This window comes from Streptomyces sp. NPDC041135, assembly GCF_055592085.1.
The window spans coordinates 761,599-782,621 of sequence record NZ_JBVIYZ010000001.1 but is presented as its reverse complement, the minus strand read 5'-3'; the positions used below and the strand labels follow the sequence as shown (position 1 = coordinate 782,621).

Here is a 21,023-nt window from a genome sequence, read left to right as displayed (position 1 = left end):
GGACTGTCACGCTAGTGGTGATACACGTCACACAGTGATGGGCGGACAAGGCAATTCCGGTGAATTGTCGGGCGGCGGCTTTACTCGTCGTCAAGCCCGCGTTCTATGGCGTACCGCACCAGTTCGACCCGGTTGTGCAGCTGGAGCTTGCCGAGCGTGTTCTGCACGTGGTTCTGGACCGTGCGGTGGGAGATGACCAGGCGTTCGGCGATCTGCTTGTAGCTCAGGCCCTTGGCGACCAGCCGCAGCACCTCCGTCTCCCGGTCGGTCAGCCGGGGCGCCCCCGGCTCCGGAGCGCCCGGGGCGGGCGCGGGCTCGGCGGCCAGCCGGCGGTACTCGCCGAGGACCAGGCCGGCCAGGCCGGGCGTGAACACCGGGTCGCCCGCGGCCGTACGGCGCACCGCGTCCAGCAGTTCCTCGGTGGACGCCGACTTCAGCAGGTAGCCGGTCGCGCCGGACTTCACGGCCTCCAGGACGTCGGCGTGCTCCCCGCTCGCCGACAGCACCAGCACGCGCAGCGCCGGATGATGGCCGACGACCTCCTTGCACACCTGCGCCCCTGGCTTGGCGGGCAGGTTGAGGTCCAGCACCAGGACGTCGGGCACGGCGGCCCGGGCCCGGCGCACCGCCTGCTCGCCGTCCGCGGCGGTGGCGACCACCTCGAACCCGGCCTCGGCCAGGTCCCGGGCGACCGCGTCGCGCCACATGGGATGGTCGTCGACCACCATGACCCTGATCGGGTCCCGCCGCTCGGTCATCGCCGCTCCGCCTTCCCCCGCGCCCGGCCGGCGCTCTTCGGTACCGTCAGTTCCACTTCGGTGCCCTGTCCCGGCACCGAGATCAGCTCGGCGCTGCCGCCGAGGTCGCGCAGCCGCCCCCGGATGGACTGGGCCACCCCGAGCCGTCCCTCTCCCTCGGCCTGGGCCAGCCGCCCCTCGGGGATGCCGGGCCCGTCGTCCCGTACGGTCACCACGACCTCGTCCGGTTCGTCCTCGACCAGGATCCAGGCCCGGGCCTGACCGCCCGCGTGCCGGCGGACGTTGTCCAGCGCGGCGCCGACGGCCGCGGCCAGTTCCCGCGCCGCGGCCGCCGGCAGCGGCACCGGGGCGCCCGGCTCGGCGAGGCTCACCCGGGCACCGGCGTACGGGGCGAGCAGCGCGCGCAGGTCGAGCGGGGCGCCGGGACCGTCGGGTGCGTCGGGTTCGTGCACCGTGTGGACGACCGCGCCCGCGGCCGCGTCCCGCGACACCCGGGAGACCGGCACCAGGCCGCCGGCGACCAGGGTGCGCAGCGCGACCTCCTGCTCCCCCGCCAGCCGTCCCAGCTCGGCCGCCTCGCCGCCGAGCACCGCGCCGCGCCGCTGCACCATCGCCAGCACCTGCAGCACGCTGTCGTGGATGTCCCGGGCCAGCCGTTCCCGCTCCCGGGTCGCGGCCTCGATCTCCAGGGCGCGGGCCAGGGTGCGCTCGGAGGCGCGGGCGACCTCCACGACGTAGCCGATGGCGATGGCGGCGACCCAGACCAGGACGACGTTGTGCACGGTGTCGCGGGCCGGGCCGCCGCGCTCCACCAGGTTGGCGGCGGCCACGGCGGTGGAGGCGGCCGCGGCCCAGCGCCATCCGCCCTTGACGGCGAAGGCGAGGACCGATCCGGCGGTCCAGATCGACGGCAGCGTCGGGCCGTCGGTGGCGATCCGCTGGTGTGTGTCCGCGAGCGGGGTGAGCAGGATGCCGCCGACCGCGACGGCCAGGTCGGCGGCGAGGAAGCGCTTGGTGCAGCTCGCCGCGTTCGCCACCCGGGGCAGCGTGGACAGGGTCCAGCCGGTCAGGACGACGTAGAAGCCGATGGCGATCCAGGGGCGGACGAAGTGGCCGTAGGCGGTGGCGAACAGGCCGACGGCGTACAGCAGGGCCAGTACGCGGAAGCCGGTGAGCGCGCGCCACAGCGGCTGCTCGACCGACATCCTCATGACCCGTTCGCGCTCGGGCACGTTCCCCCCTGACCCCGTGTCCCCCGACCCCGTGTCCGCTGACCCGGCGTCCCCTGCCCCGTTGTCCTGTCCCGGTTGTCCTGTCCCGGTGTGCGCCGTCCGGGCGCCGTTATCCGCGCCCGGTGTCCGGGGCGGGGCCGGCCGTCCTAGGCTCCGGCCTTCTTCGTCCCGGCCGGCTCCGCGTCCTGCCCGGCCTGCCCGGCCTGCCCGGTGCGCCCCGCCTGCTCGGCTTCCCTGGCGGCCTTCTCGGCTTCCTTCGCCGCTTTCTCCGCCTCCTTCTCCGCCTTCGCCGCGTCGGCGATGCGCCGCTTGGCCGCGGTGGCGTAGATGTCGACGTACTCCTGCCCGGAGAGCTTCATGATCTCGTACATGACCTCGTCGGTCACCGCGCGCAGGACGAAGCGGTCGTGCTCCATGCCCTGGTAGCGGCTGAAGTCCAGCGGCCGGCCGATCCGGATGCCGGGCCGCATCAGCTTCGGCAGGACCTTGCCGGGCGGCTGGATCTTCTCGGTGTCGATCATCGCGACCGGGATGACGGGGGCACCGGTGGCGAGGGCCACCCGGGCGAGACCGCCGGGCTTGCCCCGGTAGAGGCGGCCGTCGGGCGAGCGGGTGCCCTCGGGGTAGATGCCGAACAGCTCCCCGCGCTCCAGCACCTCCATGCCGCTCTTCACGGCCGCCTCGCCGGCGCCGCGCGCTCCGGAGCGGTCCACCGGGAGCTGGCCGACGCCCTTGAAGAAGGCCGCGGTCAGCCGGCCCTTCACCCCGGGCGTCGTGAAGTACTCGGCCTTCGCGATGAAGGTGACCTTGCGGTCCAGGACCGCGGGCAGGAAGAACGAGTCCGAGAAGGACAGGTGGTTGCTCGCCAGGATGGCGGCGCCCTCGGCCGGAATGTGCTCGAGGCCTTCCACCCAGGGTCTGAAGGCAACCTTCAGCGGTCCCCCGATGGCGACCTTCATCGTGCCGTACAACAACCGAGTGCCTCCTGTTTCCCGTCGGTCAGACCATAACCCGGCGCACCTGCAAAGGACCCGACGACCCTGGTCGGTGTCAGTGCGGTCGCGTACGGTGAAGGGCATCCGAGTCGTCCAGCCCCTGACAGGAACAGGAGACCGAGGTGCCGGTCCTCCCCGCCGCCGAGCCGTACCGCCACGAGGGCGGGGAGACGGGTGTCCTCCTCTGCCACGGCTTCACCGGTTCACCCCAGTCGCTGCGCCCCTGGGCGCGCCACCACGCCGACCACGGCCTGACCGTCTCGCTCCCCCTGCTGCCCGGGCACGGCACGCGCTGGGAGGACATGCAGGTGACGGGGTGGCAGGACTGGTACGCGGAGGTGGACCGCGAGCTGCGGGCCCTGCGCGAGCGCTGCGCGCGGGTGTTCGTGGCGGGCCTGTCGATGGGCGGCGCGCTGGCGCTGCGGCTGGCGGCCCGGCACGGGGACGCGGTGGCCGGCGTGGTCGTCGTCAACCCGGCGAACAGGGTGCACGGCCTGTCCGCGTACGCCCTTCCGGTCGCCCGCCACCTCGTGCGCACCACGAAGGGCATCGCCAGCGACATCGCGCTGCCCGGGGCGGCGGAGGTGGGCTACGACCGGGTGCCGCTGCACGCGGCCCACTCGCTGCGGCGGTTCCTGCGCATGGTGGACGGCGAGCTGCCGCAGGTCACCCAGCCGCTGCTGCTGCTGCGCAGCGCCCGCGACCACGTGGTGCCGGCCGCCGACTCCGCCCGCGTGCTGGGCCGGGTGTCGTCGACGGACGTCCGGGAGATCGTGCTGGAACAGAGCTACCACGTCGCGACGTTGGACCATGACGCGGACCGGATCTTCGAGGAGAGCCTCGCCTTCATCGGCCGGGTCGCATCGGGTACCGGCAAGGAAGGGACGGCCGCAGTTGGCTGAGCACGACTCCGACCGCGAGGACCGCGAGCCGGACGACACAGGGGTGCCCTTCGACGAGGCGGCCGCGTGGGCGGCCATCGTCGCGGGCTACGGGGACGAGCCGCCGGATCCGCCGGGCGCCAAGCCCTTCAAGCCGGTCGAGGACCTCGCGCTGCTCGAGACGGAACCGAACGACGAGGAGCCCACCGGGCAGCGGCCCGTCCGGCCGCTGGGCAGCTCGGTCTCCTTCGCCCCCGGTGTCGGTCCGCGCGACCACACGCCGGCCGAGGCGTCCGAGGACGACTATGGCGACGACGACGAGGGCCACTTCGTGCCGCCCGAGCCGCCGCCGCTGCCCGAGGCCGACACCACCGCCAAGTTCGCCTGGCTGGGTGTGGTGGGCGGCCCGCTGCTGCTCCTGCTGGCGGTGCTGCTCGGCTGGCAGATGACGTGGTGGCTGACGACGCTCGGCATCGGCGGCTTCCTCGGCGGCTTCGTCACCCTGGTGATGCGGATGCGGACGGACGAGGACGGCGAGGACGATCCCGGACGCGGCGCGGTGGTCTGACGCCCCGGCCGGTCCGGCGGCTCCCGCGGGTCCGGCGTCTCCTGCGGGTGCGGCGGCCTAGGACGCCGGGACGCGCAGGGCGGCCAGCACCGGAAGGTGGTCGGTGGCCGCCCTCAGGTCCGCCCCGCTCACCCCGGGCAGCCCGAGCGGCACCCCGCAGCCCAGCACCTCCACGCCCGGGGTGGCGAAGACGGCGTCGATGCGCTGGTGCGGGTCGGTGGTCCCGGAGGTGTGCTCGCCGCCCCAGGGAGCGGTCGCCCGGCAGTCCTGGAGCTGTGCGGCCAGCCGCCGGAAGGCCGGTCCGTCCGGCCGCTCGTTGAGGTCGCCGCCCGCGACGGCGTGCCGCACGCCGAGCCCCGCCAGCCGGTCCAGGAGCATCCCGGCCTGCGCGTACCGCTCGTCCTTCTGCAGGCTGAGGTGGCAGCTGAGGACGCCGAGCCGGGCGCCGCCGAAGCGGACCACGGCCGTGGCGAAGCCGCGGCGGTGCAGTCCCGGGGTGAGGGGCAGCAGCACGTCCTCGGTCCGCTCGACGGTGGCCCGCAGGCTGCACAGGACGGCCGGTCCCGCGGCGGTGGCGCCGCCGGTGAGGACGACCTGCCCGCAGGCCGCCGCCAGCCGGGACAGCTTCTTGCGCCAGCGGAAGAACCGGGGCGCCTCCTGCACCAGGACCATGTCGGGGGCGCAGGCGGTGATGACGCGGGCGAGGGCGCCGGTGTCGTCGCGCAGCGAGCGGACGTTGTAGCTCAGGACCCGGACGACGGCGGAACCGTCGGGCTCGGTACGGGAGTTGGGCAGCAGCGGGGTCGGGGTCGCCATGTGGATCAATGTACGCCGCGGCGCCGGACCGCAGCACCCGGCGCCGCGGGGCCGCCCGGACACGCGGGCGCCCCGCGACCCCGGACGGGGCGCGGGGCGCTCGGGACGGGCGCGCTACATGACCGGGTCGGGCTCGCGGGCCAGGTCCGCCGCGCCGACCAGGCCCGCCTTGTTGCCGAGCCGGGCCGCGATGACGTCGGCGACCGGGCGCCAGTTGCCGCCGACCAGCCAGCGCTTGTACGACTTGCGGATCGGGTCGAGCACCAGGTCGCCCTCGTCCGAGAGACCGCCGCCGACGATGAAGGCGGAGGGGTCGAAGAGGGAGGCCAGGTCGGCGAGGCCGGCGCCGGCCCAGCGGGCCAGCTCGCGGTAGGAGTCCACCGCGACCGGGCAGCCCTGGCGGGCGGCCACCGAGATGTGCTTGCCCTCGATGCCGTCCGGGGTGCCGTCACCGAGGGCCAGCAGGACCTCGGCGCGCTCGGGGGTGGCGTTGGCGCGCTGCTTGGCGTACCGCACCAGCGCCCGCCCGGAGGCGTACTGCTCCCAGCAGCCCTGCGAGCCGCAGCCGCACAGCAGGCCGTCCGGGACCATCCGGATGTGGCCGAACTCCGCGGCGACGCCGAAGTGCCCGCGGCGCAGCTTGTTGCCGATGATGATGCCGCCGCCGAGGCCGGTGCCGAGCGTGATGCAGATGACGTTGCGGTGGCCCTTGCCCGCGCCGAACCTGTACTCGCCCCAGGCGGCCGCGTTCGCGTCGTTCTCCACCACGACCGGGAGGCCCACGCGGGCCTCGACCTTCTCCTTCAGCGGCTCCTGGCGCCAGTCGATGTTGGGCGCGAAGTAGACGGTGGAGCGCTGCCGGTTGACGTAACCGGCCGCACCGATGCCCACGCCGACGATGGCGTGTCCCACGCGCGCGCCCTCGACGGCGGCGGCGATGGCGTCCACGATGCCCTCGGGCGTGCCCGGGGTCGGCACCTGGTGCGTCGAGAGGATGTTGCCTTCCTCGTCGACCACACCGGCCGCGATCTTGGTGCCGCCGATGTCGACGCCGATGGTGAGTCCCATGAATCCCTCAGTTCCGGTCGAGCCCCGCTACGGCCAACCGTACCCGAGGGGGCTGTCACTCCACGTCGATGCGTTCCCCCGGACCCGTCCCGTCACCCGGGTCGCGGCGCTCGCTCGACTCGTTCTTCAGTCCCTCTGCACGGGCGGTCCAGCGGCGCTCCTGGGACCGGACGGCCGAACGGTAGGCGGCCAGCAGCTCACCGCCCGCGGCGGCGAGGTGGTCGAAGACGTCCGGATTGCGTTCGATGACCGGTTCGACGGCGGCTTTCGCCTGCTGCACCACCTGCCGGACCACCTGCTGGGCGGCCGGTCCGGCGACCGGGCCGAGCAGCGGACCGTCGCCGGACAGCTTCTCCAGCTTGCCGGCGACCGCGTCGACGAGCCTGCGCAGCTCCTCGGCGGCCGAACCCGGCGGCGGCCCGTTCCCGGCACGGCGGCGGGCCTTCTCGGCCGCGAGGTCCTCGGCGCAGGCCGTGGCCCAGGCGTCGGCGTCGTTCGCCCGCTGCTCCGCCGCCGGCGGCGTCACCGGCTCCGGTCCGTCAGGGGTGGGGCGCTCTTCGCTCATGACGGGCTCCTGACTACGGTTCGTCCCTTCGACGGTACCCGAACGGCGTACCCGCTTCACCGTCCCGGCGACGGCCACTGGCCGGGGTCCGGCGCGAACCGGATGCGCAGCTCGCCGTCGCGCAGCGCGGCGCCCGCGACGGTGCAGCGGCGCAGGGCGGAGGGCAGCGGGACGATCCGGCGGAAGCGGCCGACGGTGAGCACGAGTTCGTCGCCGCGGCGGATCAGGTCGAGGTCCTCCCGTATCGCGCCGGGCAGCGGGATGTGCCAGACCAGCACGCCGTCGTCGGCGAGCCGGTCGGCGACGGGCCACTCGACGGGGGCGGGCGCCGGGCCGGCGCCGGGCACGCCGAGCGCGGTGAGGTCGTCGGCGCCCCGCGGGTCGCGGCCGAGGTGGGCGACCTGGTGGACGTCATGGGTGCCGGACCACTCGGCGAGGGTCTTGTGCTGCTGGGCGGCGAGGGAGGCGAGCAGCGGGTCGGAGGCGGTGTCGGGCAGCACCCGGGTGGCGATCAGCGCCTCGGTGCGCAGGCCGCGCAGGGCGAGGCCGGGGGTGGCGTCGCGCACGGCGTCGGCGCCGGCCGGGCCGGGTTCGGCGACCAGCCGCAGGGCCGTGCCGCGGTCGGCGACGACGGCCTCGACGGCGGCCAGACCGGCCTCCCAGCGGGCGGCGGTCTCGTACAGCCAGTCGGCGGGCATGGGCACCCCGGCGAGGCGGCCGAGCAGGGGCCGCAGGGCGCGGGCGGCCTGCCGCTCGGGCGGCAGCAGGCGCCGCAGGTAGCGGCGCAGTTCGCCGGGCAGGGCGAGCAGCGCGAGGGCCTGCGGGAGGGGCGGGAGGTCGACGACGAGCAGGTCGTGGCGCTCGGACAGCGCGGCGTCGCGCAGGGCCCGCAGGAGGGACAGCTCCTCGGCGCCGGGCAGCGGGGTGACCTCCTCGGCGTCCAGCCGGGAGGCGCCGAGCAGGTCCAGCGCGCCGGCCGCGCGGTTCTGGAAGGCGGTGAGGTCGTCCCGGAAGCGGGCGGTGGCGTCGGGGCGCCAGGCGGTGAGCCGGGGCGCGGCCTGCCCCGGGACCGGTCCTGTCTCCGTGCCCAGGGCCGCGCCGAGGGTGTCGGCGTGGTCGGCGCTCAGGACGAGGGTGCGCAGGCCGTCGGCCGCGGCGCGCAGTGCGGTGGCGGCGGCGACGGTGGTACGGCCGCTGCCGCCCGGGCCGGTGATCAGGATGGTGCGCATAGAGGGGAACCGTAACCGAGGAGGGGTGCGGGCGGGCCCGCGCGGCGTCCGGTGCCGCGGGCGGGGCCCGGCCCGGTCACTTCTCGCCCGACTCCACCCGCTTCTTCAGGCCCGCCAGGGCGCGGTCGATGATGACCTTCTCCGCCTTGCGCTTGATCATGCCGAGCATGGGGATCTTGACGTCGACGGTGAGGCGGTAGGTGACCTCGGTGGTGCCCGCGCCCGCGGGCCGCAGCAGGTAGGTGCCGTCCAGGGAGCGCAGCATCTGGGACTTGACCAGGGTCCAGGAGACCTCGTGGTCGCCGGTCCAGGTGTAGGCCAGGGTCTGGTCGTCCTTGATGGCGCCCGCGTCCATGACGAGGCGGACCTGTTCGGCGCGGCCGCGCGGGTCGGTGGCGAGCACCACGGCCTCCTTGACCTCGCCGGTCCAGTCCGGGTAGCGGGCGAAGTCGGCGATCACCGCCATGACGTCGGCCGGAGCGGCCTCGATCGTGATGCTCGAACTGGTGTGTTCCGCCATCGCCGTGGCTCCTCCGGGTGCGGGCCGTCAGTCAGGTCGCCGTGCGCGGGGGGTGCGCGGGCCGCCGTGCGCGCAGGGTGCGCCGCCGGCCGTGCGCGGGGGTGCGCAGGTGTGTGCAGCGTGAAGGCTACCGCGCGTGCGACCTGGCGCCTTCATCCGTGTACGGCGCCCGTATCCAGCGGGTCTTCACCATTCCAGCACCCACGGCCGCCCGGTCCCGGCGAAGTGGCCGACGTTCACGCACTCGGTGGCGCCGATCCGCATCCGGCGCGCCAGCGGCTGGTGGACGTGGCCGAAGAGGGAGTAGCGGGGGCGGGTGCGCCGGATGGTGTCCAGCAGCGCGCGGCTGCCCCGTTCGAAGCGGCGCGCGACGGTGTCGTAGACCAGCTCCGGCACCTCCGGCGGGATGTGCGTGCACAGCACGTCGACCTCGCCGACCGCCTCCAGCTTGGCGGCGTACTCCTCGTCGTCGATCTCGTACGGCGTCCGCATCGGCGTGCGCAGGCCGCCGCCGACGAAGCCGAAGGTCCAGCCGCCGATCTCCACCCGTTCGCCGTCCAGCACGGTGGTGCCCGCCCCGGCGTACTCCGGCCACAGCGGCGGCATGTCGACATTGCCGTAGGTGGCGTACGTCGGGGTGGGGAACGCGGCGAACATCTCGGCGTACTGGGCACGCACCGCCTTCTCGATGGCGGTGGCCCGGTCGGTGCCGATGCCGCCCCAGAGGCGGGCGCCGAACTCGCGGGCCTCCGCGAAGCGCCGGGCGGTGCGCAGCTCGACGATGCGGTCGGCGTTCTCCCTGCCGAAGAGGTCGGGGAAGATGCCGCGGGAGTGGTCGGCGTAGTCGAGGAAGAGCACCAGGTCACCCAGGCAGAGCAGGGCGTCGGCGCCTTCTCCGGCGCGGGCCAGGTCACGGGCGTTGCCGTGCACGTCGCTGACCACGTGCACGCGGTGGGTCCGGCCGGCGGAGGGTGTGGGTGCCATGAGGATCAAGCGTAGGTCTGTGCGGCGCAGGTGAACAACGGCGGCCGGACCTGCGGTGACTGGCCCGGCGGGAAAGCCGTCGACTACTCTGCGCGGGGAGACACCAGCCTGTGTGACGCAGCGAACATCTCGCCGGGACCCCCTGTCGAAAGAGCCATACCGACGGGTAACGTCCGGGCAGTCCAGTCGTGCTCTGGATTTCAACCTCTGGGCCCCGGGCTCCGGGGTGGACACCCGGGGCACCTGCCCGAGCCTTGGACCGCACCGTCGCAGCACACAACGTCGTGGCGCCGGCGCCCTATGAGGAGCAGCAGTCTTGCGCGAGTTCAGCCTTCCGGCTTTGTACGAGGTCCCTGCGGACGGAAACCTGACCGACATCGTCCGCAGAAACGCCGCGCAGCATCCCGACGTCGCCGTCATCGCCCGCAAGGTCGGCGGCGCCTGGCAGGACGTGACGGCCACGGCGTTCCTGGCCGAGGTGCACGCCGCCGCCAAGGGGCTCATCGCCTCCGGCGTCCAGCCGGGCGACCGGGTGGGCCTGATGTCCCGCACCCGCTACGAGTGGACCCTGCTGGACTTCGCCATCTGGAGCGCCGGCGCCATCACCGTGCCGGTGTACGAGACCAGCTCCCCGGAGCAGGTGCAGTGGATCCTGTCCGACTCGGGCGCCACCGCCTGCGTCGTGGAGACGGCCGCGCACGCCGCCACCGTCGAGTCGGTGCGCGCGGCGCTGCCCGCCCTCAAGAGCGTCTGGCAGATCGAGGCCGGGGGCGTGGCGGAGCTGGGCCGGCTCGGCAAGGACGTCACGGACGCGACCGTGGACGAGCGCAGTTCGCTCGCCCGGGCGGACGACCCGGCGACCATCGTGTACACCAGCGGCACCACCGGCCGGCCGAAGGGGTGCGTGCTCACCCACCGCAGCTTCTTCGCCGAGTGCGGCAACGTCGTCGAGCGGCTGCGGCCGCTGTTCCGCACCGGCGAGTGCTCCGTGCTGCTGTTCCTGCCGCTGGCCCACGTCTTCGGCCGGCTGGTGCAGGTCGCGCCGATGATGGCGCCGATCAAGCTGGGCAACGTCCCCGACATCAAGAACCTCACCGACGAGCTGTCGGCGTTCCGCCCGACCCTGATCCTGGGCGTGCCGCGGGTCTTCGAGAAGGTCTACAACTCGGCGCGGGCGAAGGCGCAGGCGGACGGCAAGGGCGCGATCTTCGACAAGGCGGCCGACACGGCGATCGCCTACAGCAAGGCGCTCGACACCCCGTCGGGCCCGTCGATCGGCCTGAAGGTCAAGCACAAGGTCTTCGACAGGCTGGTCTACAGCAAGCTGCGCGCGGTGCTCGGCGGCCGGGGCGAGTACGCCATCTCCGGCGGCGCACCGCTGGGCGAGCGGCTGGGCCACTTCTTCCGCGGCATCGGCTTCACGGTGCTGGAGGGCTACGGCCTGACCGAGTCCTGTGCGGCGACCGCGTTCAACCCCTGGGACCGGCAGAAGATCGGCACGGTCGGGCAGCCGCTGCCGGGTTCCGTGGTGCGCATCGCCGACGACGGCGAGGTGTTGCTGCACGGCGAGCACCTGTTCCAGGGCTACTGGAACAACGAGGCGGCGACCGCCGAGGCGCTGGCCGACGGCTGGTTCCACACCGGTGACATCGGCACCCTGGACGAGGACGGGTACCTGCGGATCACCGGCCGCAAGAAGGAGATCATCGTCACCGCGGGCGGCAAGAACGTGGCCCCGGCCGTGATCGAGGACCGCATCCGGGCGCACGCGCTGGTCGCGGAGTGCATGGTGGTGGGCGACGGACGGCCGTTCGTCGGCGCGCTGGTCACCGTGGACGAGGAGTTCCTGGGCCGCTGGGCCGACGAGCACGGCAAGCCGGCCGGTTCCACCGCGGCGTCGCTGCGCGAGGACCCGGACCTGCTCGCGGCGATCCAGGCCGCGGTCGACGACGGCAACGCCGCGGTGTCGAAGGCGGAGTCGGTCCGCAAGTTCCGCGTGCTGTCCCAGCAGTTCTCGGAGGAGTCGGGCCACCTCACCCCGTCGCTGAAGCTGAAGCGGAACGTGGTGGCGAAGGACTACGCGGCCGAGATCGAGGCGATCTACGCCAAGTAGGGCCGAGCCCGCCGGAGCGTCACGGCGCGGTGTCCTCGACGAGGACACCGCGCCGCCGTGCGTCCGGGGGTCGCGGTGCGGCCGTCCGGCAGGGCCCGCGCCCGCGCCGGGGGACTCGGGCCCCGGCGGCGGCGCGACCGCACGCGGCCGGTCAGAGCAGGGATTCGAGCCGCTCCGCGAGCAGGTCCCAGCGCCACTTCTCCTCCACCCACCGCCGTCCGCGCTCGCCCATGCGGCGGCGCAGGCCGGCGTCGCCCAGCAGGGCCACGATCCGCTCGGCTGCCTGCGCGGGAGCGCCGCCGCGCACCACCCAGCCGGTCTCGCCGTCGAGCACCGCGTCGGGCGCGCCGCCGGAGTCGCCGGCCACGACGGGCAGCCCGGTGGCCGAGGCCTCCAGGTAGACGATGCCCAGGCCCTCGACGTCCAGGCCGCCCCGCCGGGTCCGGCACGGCATGGCGAAGACGTCCCCGGCGCCGTGGTAGGCGGGCAGCTCGGACCACTGCACGGCGCCGGTGAAGCGCACCGAGGCCTCGACGCCGGTCTCCCGGGCCAGCCGGCGCAGGTCAGCCTCGTACGGCCCGCCGCCGACGAGCAGCAGCACGGCGTCCGGCTCGGCGGCCAGGATGCGGGGCATGGCGAGGATGAGCGTGTCCTGGCCCTTGCGCGGCACCAGCCGGGAGACGCACACCACCACCGGCCGCTCCGTCAGCCCCAGGCGCGCGCGCATCTCGTCGCCGCCCGCGCCGGGGTGGAAGGTCTTCTCGTCGACCCCGGGCGGCAGTTGCACCATCCGCCCGGCCGCTTCCACCGTCAGCGCGGGCGCGATCCGCGAGCGCGTGTACGGGCCGAGGTAGGTGAGGGTGTCCGTGGACTGCCCGATCCGGCGCAGCAGTCGCCGTGCGGCCGGCAGCTGGGCCCAGCCGGCCTCGTGCCCGTGGGTGGTGCCCACCAGCCGCTCGGCGCCCGCCCTGCGCAGCGCCGGTGCCATCAGCCCGAGCGGCGCGGCCGCCCCGAACCAGACCGAGGCGCAGCCGTGTTCGCGCAGCAGCCCGGCCGCCCGGCGGGTCACCCGCGGGGTGGGCAGCAGCATCGTCGTGGGGTCGCGGACGACGGTGAAGGGCTGCTCGGCGTCGAACGCGGCCGTCGCCTCGGCGCCCTCGCGGCCGCGCTTCCAGGTGGAGGCGTACACGACCAGCCGGTCCGGGTCCAGCCGCAGTGCCATGTTGTGCAGGAAGGCCTGGATGCCGCCCGGCCGGGGCGGGAAGTCGTTGGTGACGATCAGGGTCTTGTGCATCGCCGCCGACCCTAACCGATCGGCCCCGGGCCGCCGGGGCGGCCGGGTGCGCGGTCCGTTGCGGCCGGGTCTGTGGCCCCCGCACGGCCCGGCAGGACATCATGTTCCCCTCAAGACGGATGCGAACGGCAGGGGAGCGCGTGGAGACGAGGGGCGCCAGGTGGTCCCTGGCCGGGCTGCCGGTTGCCTGGGGCGCGACCCGGCTGGTGGTGCTGCTGTTCGTCTTCCGGGTGTTCGTCTTTCCGGGCGCGGACGTCACGACGGACGTGTCGGTGATCTACCAGGGCTGGTACGAGGTGCTGCGCACGGGGACGTTCCCGCTGGACGACGTGACCTGGCAGTACCCGCCCGCCGCCGCGCTGGCGATACTCGCCCCGGCCGTCCTGCCGTTCCTCGGCTACACCCACGCGTTCTTCGTGCTGGCCTTCCTCGCCGACCTGGTGGTGTTCGGGCTGTTGCAGTACGCGGCCCTGCGCCCCGGCAGGTCGGTGCGCGGCGCCTGGGTGTGGGTGGTGGGCGCCCCGCTGCTGGGCCCGACGCTGTACGCCCGCTACGACGTGATGGTGACCGCGGTGGCGGTGGCCGCGCTGCTCGCCGGCACCCGCCGTCCCCGGGTGATGGGCGCCCTGGCGGGTTTCGGGGCGCTGCTGAAGGTGTGGCCGGCGCTGCTGCTGGTGGGTGTGGTGCGGCGCCGGGCGTGGGCCGCGGCGGCGCTGTGTGCGGCCGGGGTGGCGCTGTTGTTCTCGGCCGCCATGCCGGGCGCGTTCGCCTTTCTGACCTTCCAGCGCGACCGGGGCACCGAGGTGGAGTCGCTGGGCGCGCTGGTGTTCCATGTGGCCCGCCACCACGGCTGGCCGGGCCAGGTGCTGCTGAACTACGGCTCGGTGGAGTTCCTGGGCCCGCACGTGGACACGGTGAGCACGGCCGCGCTGGCGCTGACCGGCACCGCGTTCGGGTGGCTGCTGCTGTGGCGGCTGCGCGCGGCGCGGTTCCTGCCGCACACGTACGCGGACGCGGCGTTCACGGCGGTGCTGATGTTCACCACCACCAGCCGGGTGATCAGCCCGCAGTACCTGGTGTGGCTGGTCGGTCTGGCCGCCGTCTGCCTGTGCTTCCGGGGCAGCCGGATGGGCCCGGCCGCCCTGCTGGTGCTGGCGGCGACCTTCGTCACGGTGCTGGAGTTCCCGGCCGGCTTCACGCACGTCGTGCTGAGCGACGGGTACGGCGTGACCCTGCTGTTCGTGCGCAACGGCCTGCTGGTGGCCGCGACCGCCACCGCGGCCCGGGTGCTGTGGCGCTCCACGGCGGACGGCGGCGAGCCGCCGGAGCCGGAACCGGACCCCCGGCCCGCCCGCGCCGAGGACGCGCCGGTCTCCTGAACCGCCCCCGCCTCCGCCGGTCAGCCGAGCCGGGCCGTCAGGTACCGCCGCCACCGAGCGGTGAACTCCTCCTCGCCGGTGCCGAGCACCGTGCGCAGCGCCTCCTCGACGGCCCCGGCCCGCTTGCCGTGGTCGCCGACGGCCCGGTAGAAGGCGACCAGCCGGTCCTCCCCCCACTGCTCGGCGATCATCCGGCAGGCCAGCCAGCCGCCCTCGTAGGCCTGGGCGAGCCGGGCCGGCTCGCCGCTGAAGCCGAAGTCCCGGTCGGTGGGCAGGTCCGCGGGCAGGTGGCCGTCGCGCACCGCCCGGCCCAGTTCCGGGGCGGCCTGGGCGGGGGTGCGGCCGGTGCCGGAGTAGCCGGTGAAGTCGGCGTACCCCTCGGAGAGCCAGAGCGGGGTGGCGGCGGTGGTGTGCGCCCGGGTGGCCACGTGGGTGGCCTCGTGGGTGAGGACGACCTGCTTGCCGACGGGGCCGAGGACGGCGTACGCCTCCGGGTTGACGACGATCCGGTCGGCGGGCGCCCGGCCGCCCGTCTCGCCGGTGGTGACCGCCGCGATCCCCCGGTAGCCGGAGGCGGGCGAACCGAGCAGGGCCGCCATGCCCTCCAGCGACCGCGGGACGACCACCACCACCCGCCGCGTCCAGGCCGTGCCCCACCGCCGGGACACCGCCGGGACGGCCCGGTCGGCGAGCCGGGCGTAGCCGCGCAGCGCCGCCGCGGAGTGCCCGACGCCCAGGACCAGGCTGTGCGTGCCGCGGGCGGCGGTCACCGTGCCCTCGTCCCACAGCTGCCGGCCGGCCTGCTCCGCGGGCCGCTCGGCCGCCACGTACCAGTGGCCGTCGGCCGTGCGGCCGAGGGTGAGGGTGCGCTCGGCGGTGACCGGCACCCGGTCGTAGCCGCTGACCCGGTAGCGCAGCTCGGCGTCGGCGGTGGCGCTCGCGCCGCCGCGGTGCAGGCCGGTCAGGCGGTAGGTCCACGACGCCAGCGGCACCGCGCGCAGCCGGGTGTACGGGGCGGGGGTGCCGGTGGTGCGATAGGCCCGCGCGTCGTGCGCGAGCAGCGCCGCCGCACGCCGGTCGAGCACCCGCTGCACCTCGGCCCGTGCGGCCTGCGCCGGCGTCGGCCCGCCGCACCCGGACAGGGGCGCGAGCAGCAGACAGAGCGCCACGGCTCCTGAGCCCCACGCCCGTCTGCGACCAGCCACTTCACGATCGTACGGGCACGGCGCCCGGTCAGACCCGGGTGACGGAGGACACAGGCATCATCCCGACGGGGTCGTAGCGCACCGGCGCACCCGGGTAGGGGGCGTGGATGACCTGGCCGTGGCCGACGTACATGCCCACATGGCTGGCGTCGGAGCGGTAGACGACCAGGTCACCGGGGCGGAGCTGGGAGAGCGGGATGCGCCGGCCGGCGTACCGCTGCTCCTGCGAGGTGCGCGGCAGCTGGATGCCGGCGTGCGCGTACGACCACTGCATCAGGCCGGAACAGTCGAAGCCGGAGGGGCCGTTGGCGCCCCAGACGTAGGGGCGGCCGAGGGCGGCGCGGGCGGCGGCCACGGCCGCGGCGGCGCGGGCGTCCGGGGCGCCGGCGCCCGACAGGTCCGGCAGGTCCCCGCGGCCGCCCCGGGAGGCCCGGGCGTAGGCGGCGCGCTCGGCGTCGGGCAGGGCGTCGAGCAGCCGCCGGGCCAGGGCGAGCTTGCGCTCCACGGTCCGCTTGTGCGCGGCGACGGCCTTGCGGCTGCGCTCCAGCTCGGCGAGTTTCCCGGCCGCCTCGGCGCGCTCCTGGGCCAGTTCCCGCAGCGCCGACCGCAGTTCGCGCAGCCGGCCCGCCTGGTGGGCGCCGATCCGGTCCAGGGTGGACGCCTTGGCGAGGTAGTCGTCCGGGTCGTCGGCGAAGAGCAGGGCGACGGCCGGGTCGACGCCGCCGGCCCGGTACTGTGCGCCGGCCAGTGAACCCAGTTCCTCGCGCAGGGAGTTGACGCTCTGCTGCTGCCGGGCGACGCGGTCCTGGGAGTCCCCGAGCTGCCTGCGCAGCGCGTCGGCGCGTTCGTCGGCCTTGTCGTAGGCCTGGGTGGCCCGCTCGGCCTCCTGGTAGAGCCGGTCCACCTCGGCGCGGGTGCCCGGCAGCGGCGCGGCGTGGGCCGGCACGGCGCCGAGGGCGGCGGCCGCGGCGGACAGGGCGCACAGGGCGGCGCCGGCGCCGCGGTCGAACCCGGACGGTACAGGGCGGCGATGGGAGCCCACGAGGCCGCTTTCCTTCCGCTGGCTGACAGATACCGCTCCCCGGCGCCGGGGACGGGGATGCCCCGGCGTCGGGGGGAGCGGGCCAGACAGTAGCCCCGGGCAGCGGCGGCGGCCAACGACCACCGGCGGCGACACACCGCCACGCCCCGCCGCTGACGCAGGTCACCGGCGGGGCGTGGAGTTCAGGTCCGGTTGCCGCGATTCGCCCGTTCGGGCGCCTCGCCGCGTTGATCTCCGGCCGTGCGAGGAGGGCGGGTCAGATGCGGACGCCGAACTGGAACGGCATGTTGTTGATCGACTCGTAGCGGACCACGGCGCCGGTGTGCGGGGCGTGCAGCACCTGGCCGTTGCCGGCGTAGAGGCCGACGTGGTGGGCGTCGCCGTAGAAGATGACGAGGTCGCCGACCTGGAGGTCGCTCATGCTGTAGATCCGCGTGCCGGCGTTGGCCTGGGCCTCGGAGGTGCGCGGGATGCTGACGCCCGCCTGGGCGTAGGACCAGGAGGTCAGGCCCGAGCAGTCGAAGGAGGACGGGCCGGAGGCGCCGTAGACGTAGGGCGAGCCGATGACGCTCTGGGCGGCGGCGAAGGCGGCGGCGGCCCGGCCGGAGGCGGGAGGGGTGTCGCCGAGGTCCACCCGCTCGCTGGAGGAGCGGCTGGCGCGCGCCTGCTCGGCGGCGAGGTCCGCCTTCTCCTTGGCGGTCAGGGTGTTGAGCAGCTTCTGCGCCTCGGCGAGCTTGCCCTGGACCTCTTCCTTCTTCTTCTTCAGCTGGGTCCGCGTGGAGGCGAGGTCCTTGAGCTTCTCGCTCGCCTCGGCGCGCTCCTGGGCGAGTTCGCGCTGTTTGTCCTGGATCTTCTTCAGCGCCTCGACCTGCTGGCCGCTCAACTGGTCGAGCGTGGACGCCTTGTCGAGGTAGTCGTCCGGGTCCGAGGAGAGCAGGAGCTGCACGGAGGGGTCGAGCCCGCCCGAGCGGTACTGGGCGGTGGCCATCGAACCGAGGCCGTCGCGCAGCTTGTTCAGCTCCTCCTGGCCGCGGGCGACGTCGTCCTGGACCGTGGAGATCTCCTTCTGCAGCTTCTGCTGCTTCTCCTTGGCGCCGTTGTACTTCTCGGTGGCCTGCTCGGCCTGCTCGTAGAGCTTGTCGACCTTCGCCTTGACCTCGTCCTTGCTCAGCTTCTCGCTGGGCGCCGCGTTGGCGGCCTGAGCGCTCAGGGCGACGGCGGCTGCTGCCGCGGTGGTCAGCACGGTCACGCGGGCGCGACTGGGCTGCTTGGGTCGACGGTGGGACGCCACGGAGACGGGCTCCTTCTTTTGAGTGATCACCCGTGTGGAGGTTCGAGCCCAGACCCTAGTGACCTTGCTGTGATCAGTTCAAATCCTGAGGCGAAAAAACCTGGTTACGCAATGCATTCTTTGCACTCAACGTACATGCAGTGATGCTCGATTGACGCTACGTTGCGTAGCGGTTCGGTCAATTCGGTCATTGCATATGCAGGTTGAACGTTCAGGACAGTCGCTTCAGAAGCACCGCAGAGGCGACGGGCCGGGCACCCGCCCTGGCGACCCCGTCGGCCACCTCGCGGTCGGTCGAGGCGACGATCACCGGCCGGCCCGGCGGCTCGGCGCGCACCAGCTGACGGATCAGCTCGTCGGCCGTGACACCCGGCTTGGAGAACAGCACCCGCACCCCGCGCGGGGGCGCCAGCAGCACCGGCGCGGCCAGTTCGGCGCCGTCGAAGACGCACGTCACCTCGGCGCCGGTCTGCGCGGCGAGCTGGGAGAGCTGCCCGAGCAGGCGCAGCCGCTGCTTCTCCAGCGGCATCTGCGGATAGCCGGTCTTGGTGACGTTGTAGCCGTCGACCACCAGATGCGCCTGCGGCAGGGCGAGCAGCTGGTCCAGGATGGCCGGATCGTTGTCGGACAGCGCCCGGGCGGCGATGTCCTTCGGGGTCATCCGCCCCGGTTCGACCGCGTCCACCGTCTGTGCCGGGCGGACCGACACGGGCGGCAGCGCCAGCTCCCTGCGCAGCCCCTGGGCGGCCTCCAGCACGGTGTCCAGCAGCAGCCGCACCCGCATGTCCTCGACGCTGCGGCCCTCGCGGGCGGCCCGCCGGGTGGCCTCCACGGCGGCCTCCGCCTCGGCGAGCCGGGCCTTGAGCCGCCTGGTCTCGCTGTCCGCCGCGGACAGCTGCGCCTGCCCCTCCGCGCGCACGGCCTCCATCTCGCCCTGCGCCTTGCGCAGGGCGGCCTCGCCGCGCTTGACGTCGCTGAGGGCGGCGCGCAGCTTGCGGTGCAGCGACTCCGCCTCCTTCTTCGCCGCGTCCAGCTCGGCGCGCAGCCGGTCGGACTCGGCCCGGGTCGCCTCGCGGGCGTGCGCCAGCTCCTCGCGCAGCCGCTCCAGCTCCGCCCGGCTCTCGTCGTCGGCGCGCTCGGCGTCCGCCCGCTGCGCCTCCTCGCCGGCCGCGGTGACCAGCTTCACCCAGCCCGCCGGGCGCAGCACGTAGGCCGCGGCCGCCACGTCGAGCGGGTCCGCGGCCGCGGGCGGCGCGCCGCAGTCCAGGGCGCCGGACAGCTCCGGCTGGGCCTCTCTGAGCTTCTCCCCGATGCGCTGGCGGAACAGCGGATCGGTCTCCAGCGCGGCCGCCATCGCGGTCCCGGCGAACTTGGCGCGCCGGTTCGGAGCGAACCGGGCGTACTGCCGCAGCTGGGCGGGCAGTTCCGTCACGGTCAGCCCGCCGAAGCCGTCGGCGACGATCTGCACGACCCGGCGCCGCACGCCGTCGGGCAGCGGACGGTCAAGCACCTCGGCGGTGCCGTCGCCCGGCCCCCCGCCTGCGCTCTCCACCATCCGTCACACCCCAATGCCTGTGCGGGGCCGCTCCTGGCTTCAGGAGTCGGCGCCCGGCCTGTCCACGAGCTCCACCTGGTCCAGCGCGTTGCACCAGCGGCAGCGCACCGATTCGATGGTCTCACTGACCACCTCGCGCTCCTCGACCTTCGGCTCACCCGCCAGGTCGAGGTGGACGTACTCGACGACCTTCGACGAGCGGGTCACGTCGAAGCGGGTGAGATTGCCGCACAGCGTGCAGCGCCACCGGGTCGTGGCGGTCGGCAGGGGAACCGTCATCGTGACTGTTCGCTTCCTTCTAGTCTCCGTGACGCGCCGTGTCCCCGGCGCGTGTGGCTCGTAACCCTACGGCCTGGCGGGTACTCGCCGCCCGTCCGTCCACGGCGGCGAGGCGGTCTGTGCGCATGCGTCCGGTTACGTCATGCTCTGTGTCCATGATCCGTAACAGGGGCGTGGCGGCCGCCCGGACTGTCCGGGCGGCCCGCGGCACGTCGGCGCCGATGACGTACTCCCTCATCGCCCTGTGCTGCCTGCTGTTCGTCCTGGGCCCCGCGTCCGGCCTCACCCCGGGGTACGGCTCCGGGGACGGGCTCGCGGCGGTCCAGCGGGCGTACTTCCGGCGCTGGGGGGTGGTGCCGGCGGAGCTGTTCGCCGCCCCCGGGCAGGAGGCGGCGTCCCCGCTCACCGCCCTGTTCGTGCACGGCAGCTGGGTGCACCTGCTGGGCAACATGCTGTTCCTCTTCGTCTTCGGCGCGATGACCGAGGAACGCATGGGCCGCGTGGGGTTCACGCTGTTCTACGTCGGCTGCGGCTGCCTGGCGCTGCTCGGCTACGCGGCCGCCAACGCCGCCTCCGAGCAGTCGCTGGTGGGCGCATCCGGGGCGATCTCGGCGGTCCTCGGAGCGTTCCTCTACCTGTTTCCCAGCGCCCGGGTCACCAGTCTCCTGCCGTTCCTGTTCTTCCTGCCGGTGCGCTTCCCCGCCTGGGTCGTGCTGCCCTTCTGGGCGGCGCTTCAGTGGCTGGCGGCGGGCCGGGCCGCCCAGGGGCCCGGGGTGGCGTACCTGGCCCACCTGATCGGCTTCGCCACCGGCTTCGGCTACGCCTGGGCGCGCTACGGCCGCCGGCGCCGGGCGCGGGGCGGCGACGGCGGGACGGTGGTGGCCGAGCGGCGTACAGGCCCTAAAGTGAAGGCCGCCCCAGCTCCGGCACCCGAGGGAGAGAACCAGCCGTGATCACCGCGATCGTCCTCATCAAGACCAGCGTGGACCGGATCCCCGAGATCGCGGAGCGGATCGCCTCGCTGGACAGCGTCAGCGAGGTCTTCTCCGTCACCGGCACCTACGACCTGATCGCCATGGTCCGGGTGCGCCGCCACGAGGACCTGGCCGAGGTCATCCCCGGCAGCATCAGCAAGATCCCGGGCGTGGAGGCGACCGACACGCACGTCGCCTTCCGCACCTACTCCCAGCACGACCTGGAGGCGGCCTTCGCCATCGGGCTGGACAACTGACCCGGACCGCTCGGACGG

21 protein-coding genes are annotated in these 21,023 nt (G+C 74.2%); 6 read left to right on the top strand and 15 right to left on the bottom strand.

The window, feature by feature from the left end:
* Positions 1–80: 80 nt before the first annotated feature.
* The 3 genes from ACZ6CZ_RS03505 to ACZ6CZ_RS03495 form a co-directional block, all read right to left on the bottom strand.
* Positions 81–758, bottom strand: coding sequence for a response regulator (locus tag ACZ6CZ_RS03505; RefSeq protein ID WP_469014020.1), 678 nt, complete (start codon positions 756–758; stop codon positions 81–83).
* Positions 755–1,990 (bottom strand): MacS family sensor histidine kinase, encoded by a 1,236-nt coding sequence (gene macS / locus ACZ6CZ_RS03500; protein ID WP_469014019.1) that lies wholly within the window; start codon positions 1,988–1,990, stop codon positions 755–757. Before macS ends, ACZ6CZ_RS03505 begins: the two co-directional genes overlap by 4 nt.
* Before the next feature lie 146 nt (positions 1,991–2,136).
* Positions 2,137–2,964, bottom strand: a complete 828-nt coding sequence (locus ACZ6CZ_RS03495; RefSeq protein WP_469014017.1) for a lysophospholipid acyltransferase family protein — start codon at positions 2,962–2,964, stop codon at positions 2,137–2,139.
* Positions 2,965–3,107: 143 nt separating this feature from the next.
* Here ACZ6CZ_RS03495 and ACZ6CZ_RS03490 point away from each other — a divergent pair, with 143 nt between their 5' ends.
* Positions 3,108–3,887 (top strand): alpha/beta hydrolase, encoded by a 780-nt coding sequence (locus ACZ6CZ_RS03490; protein WP_469014014.1) that lies wholly within the window; start codon positions 3,108–3,110, stop codon positions 3,885–3,887.
* Positions 3,880–4,434 carry a hypothetical protein gene (locus ACZ6CZ_RS03485; protein ID WP_469014012.1) on the top strand — a complete coding sequence of 185 codons (555 nt, stop codon included), beginning with the start codon at positions 3,880–3,882 and terminating at the stop codon, positions 4,432–4,434. Before ACZ6CZ_RS03490 ends, ACZ6CZ_RS03485 begins: the two co-directional genes overlap by 8 nt.
* Positions 4,435–4,491: 57 nt before the next feature.
* On the opposite strand, the gene ACZ6CZ_RS03480 is transcribed toward ACZ6CZ_RS03485, so the two are convergent.
* The 6 genes from ACZ6CZ_RS03480 to ACZ6CZ_RS03455 all read right to left on the bottom strand — a co-directional run bounded on the left by ACZ6CZ_RS03480 (position 4,492) and on the right by ACZ6CZ_RS03455 (position 9,616).
* Complete coding sequence (locus tag ACZ6CZ_RS03480) at positions 4,492–5,250, bottom strand: endonuclease/exonuclease/phosphatase family protein (protein ID WP_469014010.1); 759 nt, start codon at positions 5,248–5,250, stop codon at positions 4,492–4,494.
* Positions 5,251–5,364: 114 nt separating this feature from the next.
* Positions 5,365–6,318: an ROK family glucokinase gene (locus ACZ6CZ_RS03475; RefSeq protein ID WP_469014008.1), complete on the bottom strand. Its 954-nt coding sequence runs from the start codon at positions 6,316–6,318 to the stop codon at positions 5,365–5,367.
* A gap of 55 nt (positions 6,319–6,373) precedes the next feature.
* Positions 6,374–6,883 (bottom strand): DUF5304 domain-containing protein, encoded by a 510-nt coding sequence (locus tag ACZ6CZ_RS03470; RefSeq protein WP_469014005.1) that lies wholly within the window; start codon positions 6,881–6,883, stop codon positions 6,374–6,376.
* A gap of 56 nt (positions 6,884–6,939) precedes the next feature.
* The gene (locus ACZ6CZ_RS03465) at positions 6,940–8,112 is read right to left on the bottom strand and encodes an ArsA family ATPase (RefSeq protein ID WP_469014002.1); all 1,173 of its coding nucleotides are present in this window, start codon (positions 8,110–8,112) and stop codon (positions 6,940–6,942) included.
* Positions 8,113–8,188: 76 nt separating this feature from the next.
* Positions 8,189–8,632 carry an SRPBCC family protein gene (locus ACZ6CZ_RS03460; protein WP_469014000.1) on the bottom strand — a complete coding sequence of 148 codons (444 nt, stop codon included), beginning with the start codon at positions 8,630–8,632 and terminating at the stop codon, positions 8,189–8,191.
* A gap of 186 nt (positions 8,633–8,818) precedes the next feature.
* Positions 8,819–9,616, bottom strand: a complete 798-nt coding sequence (locus ACZ6CZ_RS03455) for a metallophosphoesterase family protein (protein ID WP_469013998.1) — start codon at positions 9,614–9,616, stop codon at positions 8,819–8,821.
* Between the two features lie 316 nt (positions 9,617–9,932).
* Between ACZ6CZ_RS03455 and ACZ6CZ_RS03450 the strand changes: the two genes are divergently transcribed.
* Entirely contained in the window at positions 9,933–11,729 is a 1,797-nt protein-coding gene (locus tag ACZ6CZ_RS03450) for an AMP-dependent synthetase/ligase (RefSeq protein WP_469013996.1), read from the top strand.
* A gap of 151 nt (positions 11,730–11,880) precedes the next feature.
* Here ACZ6CZ_RS03450 and ACZ6CZ_RS03445 read toward each other — a convergent pair whose 3' ends face one another.
* Positions 11,881–13,023, bottom strand: a complete 1,143-nt coding sequence (locus ACZ6CZ_RS03445) for a glycosyltransferase family 4 protein (protein WP_469013994.1) — start codon at positions 13,021–13,023, stop codon at positions 11,881–11,883.
* Between the two features lie 140 nt (positions 13,024–13,163).
* On the opposite strand from ACZ6CZ_RS03445, the gene ACZ6CZ_RS03440 reads away from it, so the two are divergent.
* Positions 13,164–14,402, top strand: coding sequence for a glycosyltransferase 87 family protein (locus tag ACZ6CZ_RS03440; protein ID WP_469013992.1), 1,239 nt, complete (start codon positions 13,164–13,166; stop codon positions 14,400–14,402).
* Between the two features lie 20 nt (positions 14,403–14,422).
* On the opposite strand, the gene ACZ6CZ_RS03435 is transcribed toward ACZ6CZ_RS03440, so the two are convergent.
* The 5 genes from ACZ6CZ_RS03435 to ACZ6CZ_RS03415 form a co-directional block, all read right to left on the bottom strand.
* Positions 14,423–15,607, bottom strand: coding sequence for a hypothetical protein (locus tag ACZ6CZ_RS03435; RefSeq protein WP_469013990.1), 1,185 nt, complete (start codon positions 15,605–15,607; stop codon positions 14,423–14,425).
* A gap of 28 nt (positions 15,608–15,635) precedes the next feature.
* Entirely contained in the window at positions 15,636–16,649 is a 1,014-nt protein-coding gene (locus tag ACZ6CZ_RS03430) for a C40 family peptidase (RefSeq protein ID WP_469013988.1), read from the bottom strand.
* 256 nt (positions 16,650–16,905) lie between these two features.
* The gene (locus ACZ6CZ_RS03425) at positions 16,906–17,940 is read right to left on the bottom strand and encodes a C40 family peptidase (RefSeq protein WP_469013987.1); all 1,035 of its coding nucleotides are present in this window, start codon (positions 17,938–17,940) and stop codon (positions 16,906–16,908) included.
* A 211-nt stretch (positions 17,941–18,151) separates the two neighbouring features.
* The gene (locus ACZ6CZ_RS03420; RefSeq protein WP_469013985.1) at positions 18,152–19,495 is read right to left on the bottom strand and encodes an NYN domain-containing protein; all 1,344 of its coding nucleotides are present in this window, start codon (positions 19,493–19,495) and stop codon (positions 18,152–18,154) included.
* A 39-nt stretch (positions 19,496–19,534) separates the two neighbouring features.
* Positions 19,535–19,774, bottom strand: coding sequence for a hypothetical protein (locus ACZ6CZ_RS03415; protein ID WP_469013983.1), 240 nt, complete (start codon positions 19,772–19,774; stop codon positions 19,535–19,537).
* 155 nt (positions 19,775–19,929) lie between these two features.
* Here ACZ6CZ_RS03415 and ACZ6CZ_RS03410 point away from each other — a divergent pair, with 155 nt between their 5' ends.
* Together ACZ6CZ_RS03410 and ACZ6CZ_RS03405 are read left to right on the top strand one after the other, a co-directional pair.
* Positions 19,930–20,727 (top strand): rhomboid family intramembrane serine protease, encoded by a 798-nt coding sequence (locus tag ACZ6CZ_RS03410; RefSeq protein WP_469013982.1) that lies wholly within the window; start codon positions 19,930–19,932, stop codon positions 20,725–20,727.
* Complete coding sequence (locus ACZ6CZ_RS03405; RefSeq protein ID WP_469013980.1) at positions 20,724–21,005, top strand: Lrp/AsnC family transcriptional regulator; 282 nt, start codon at positions 20,724–20,726, stop codon at positions 21,003–21,005. The genes ACZ6CZ_RS03410 and ACZ6CZ_RS03405 overlap by 4 nt, the downstream gene beginning before the upstream one ends.
* Positions 21,006–21,023 lie beyond the last annotated feature (18 nt).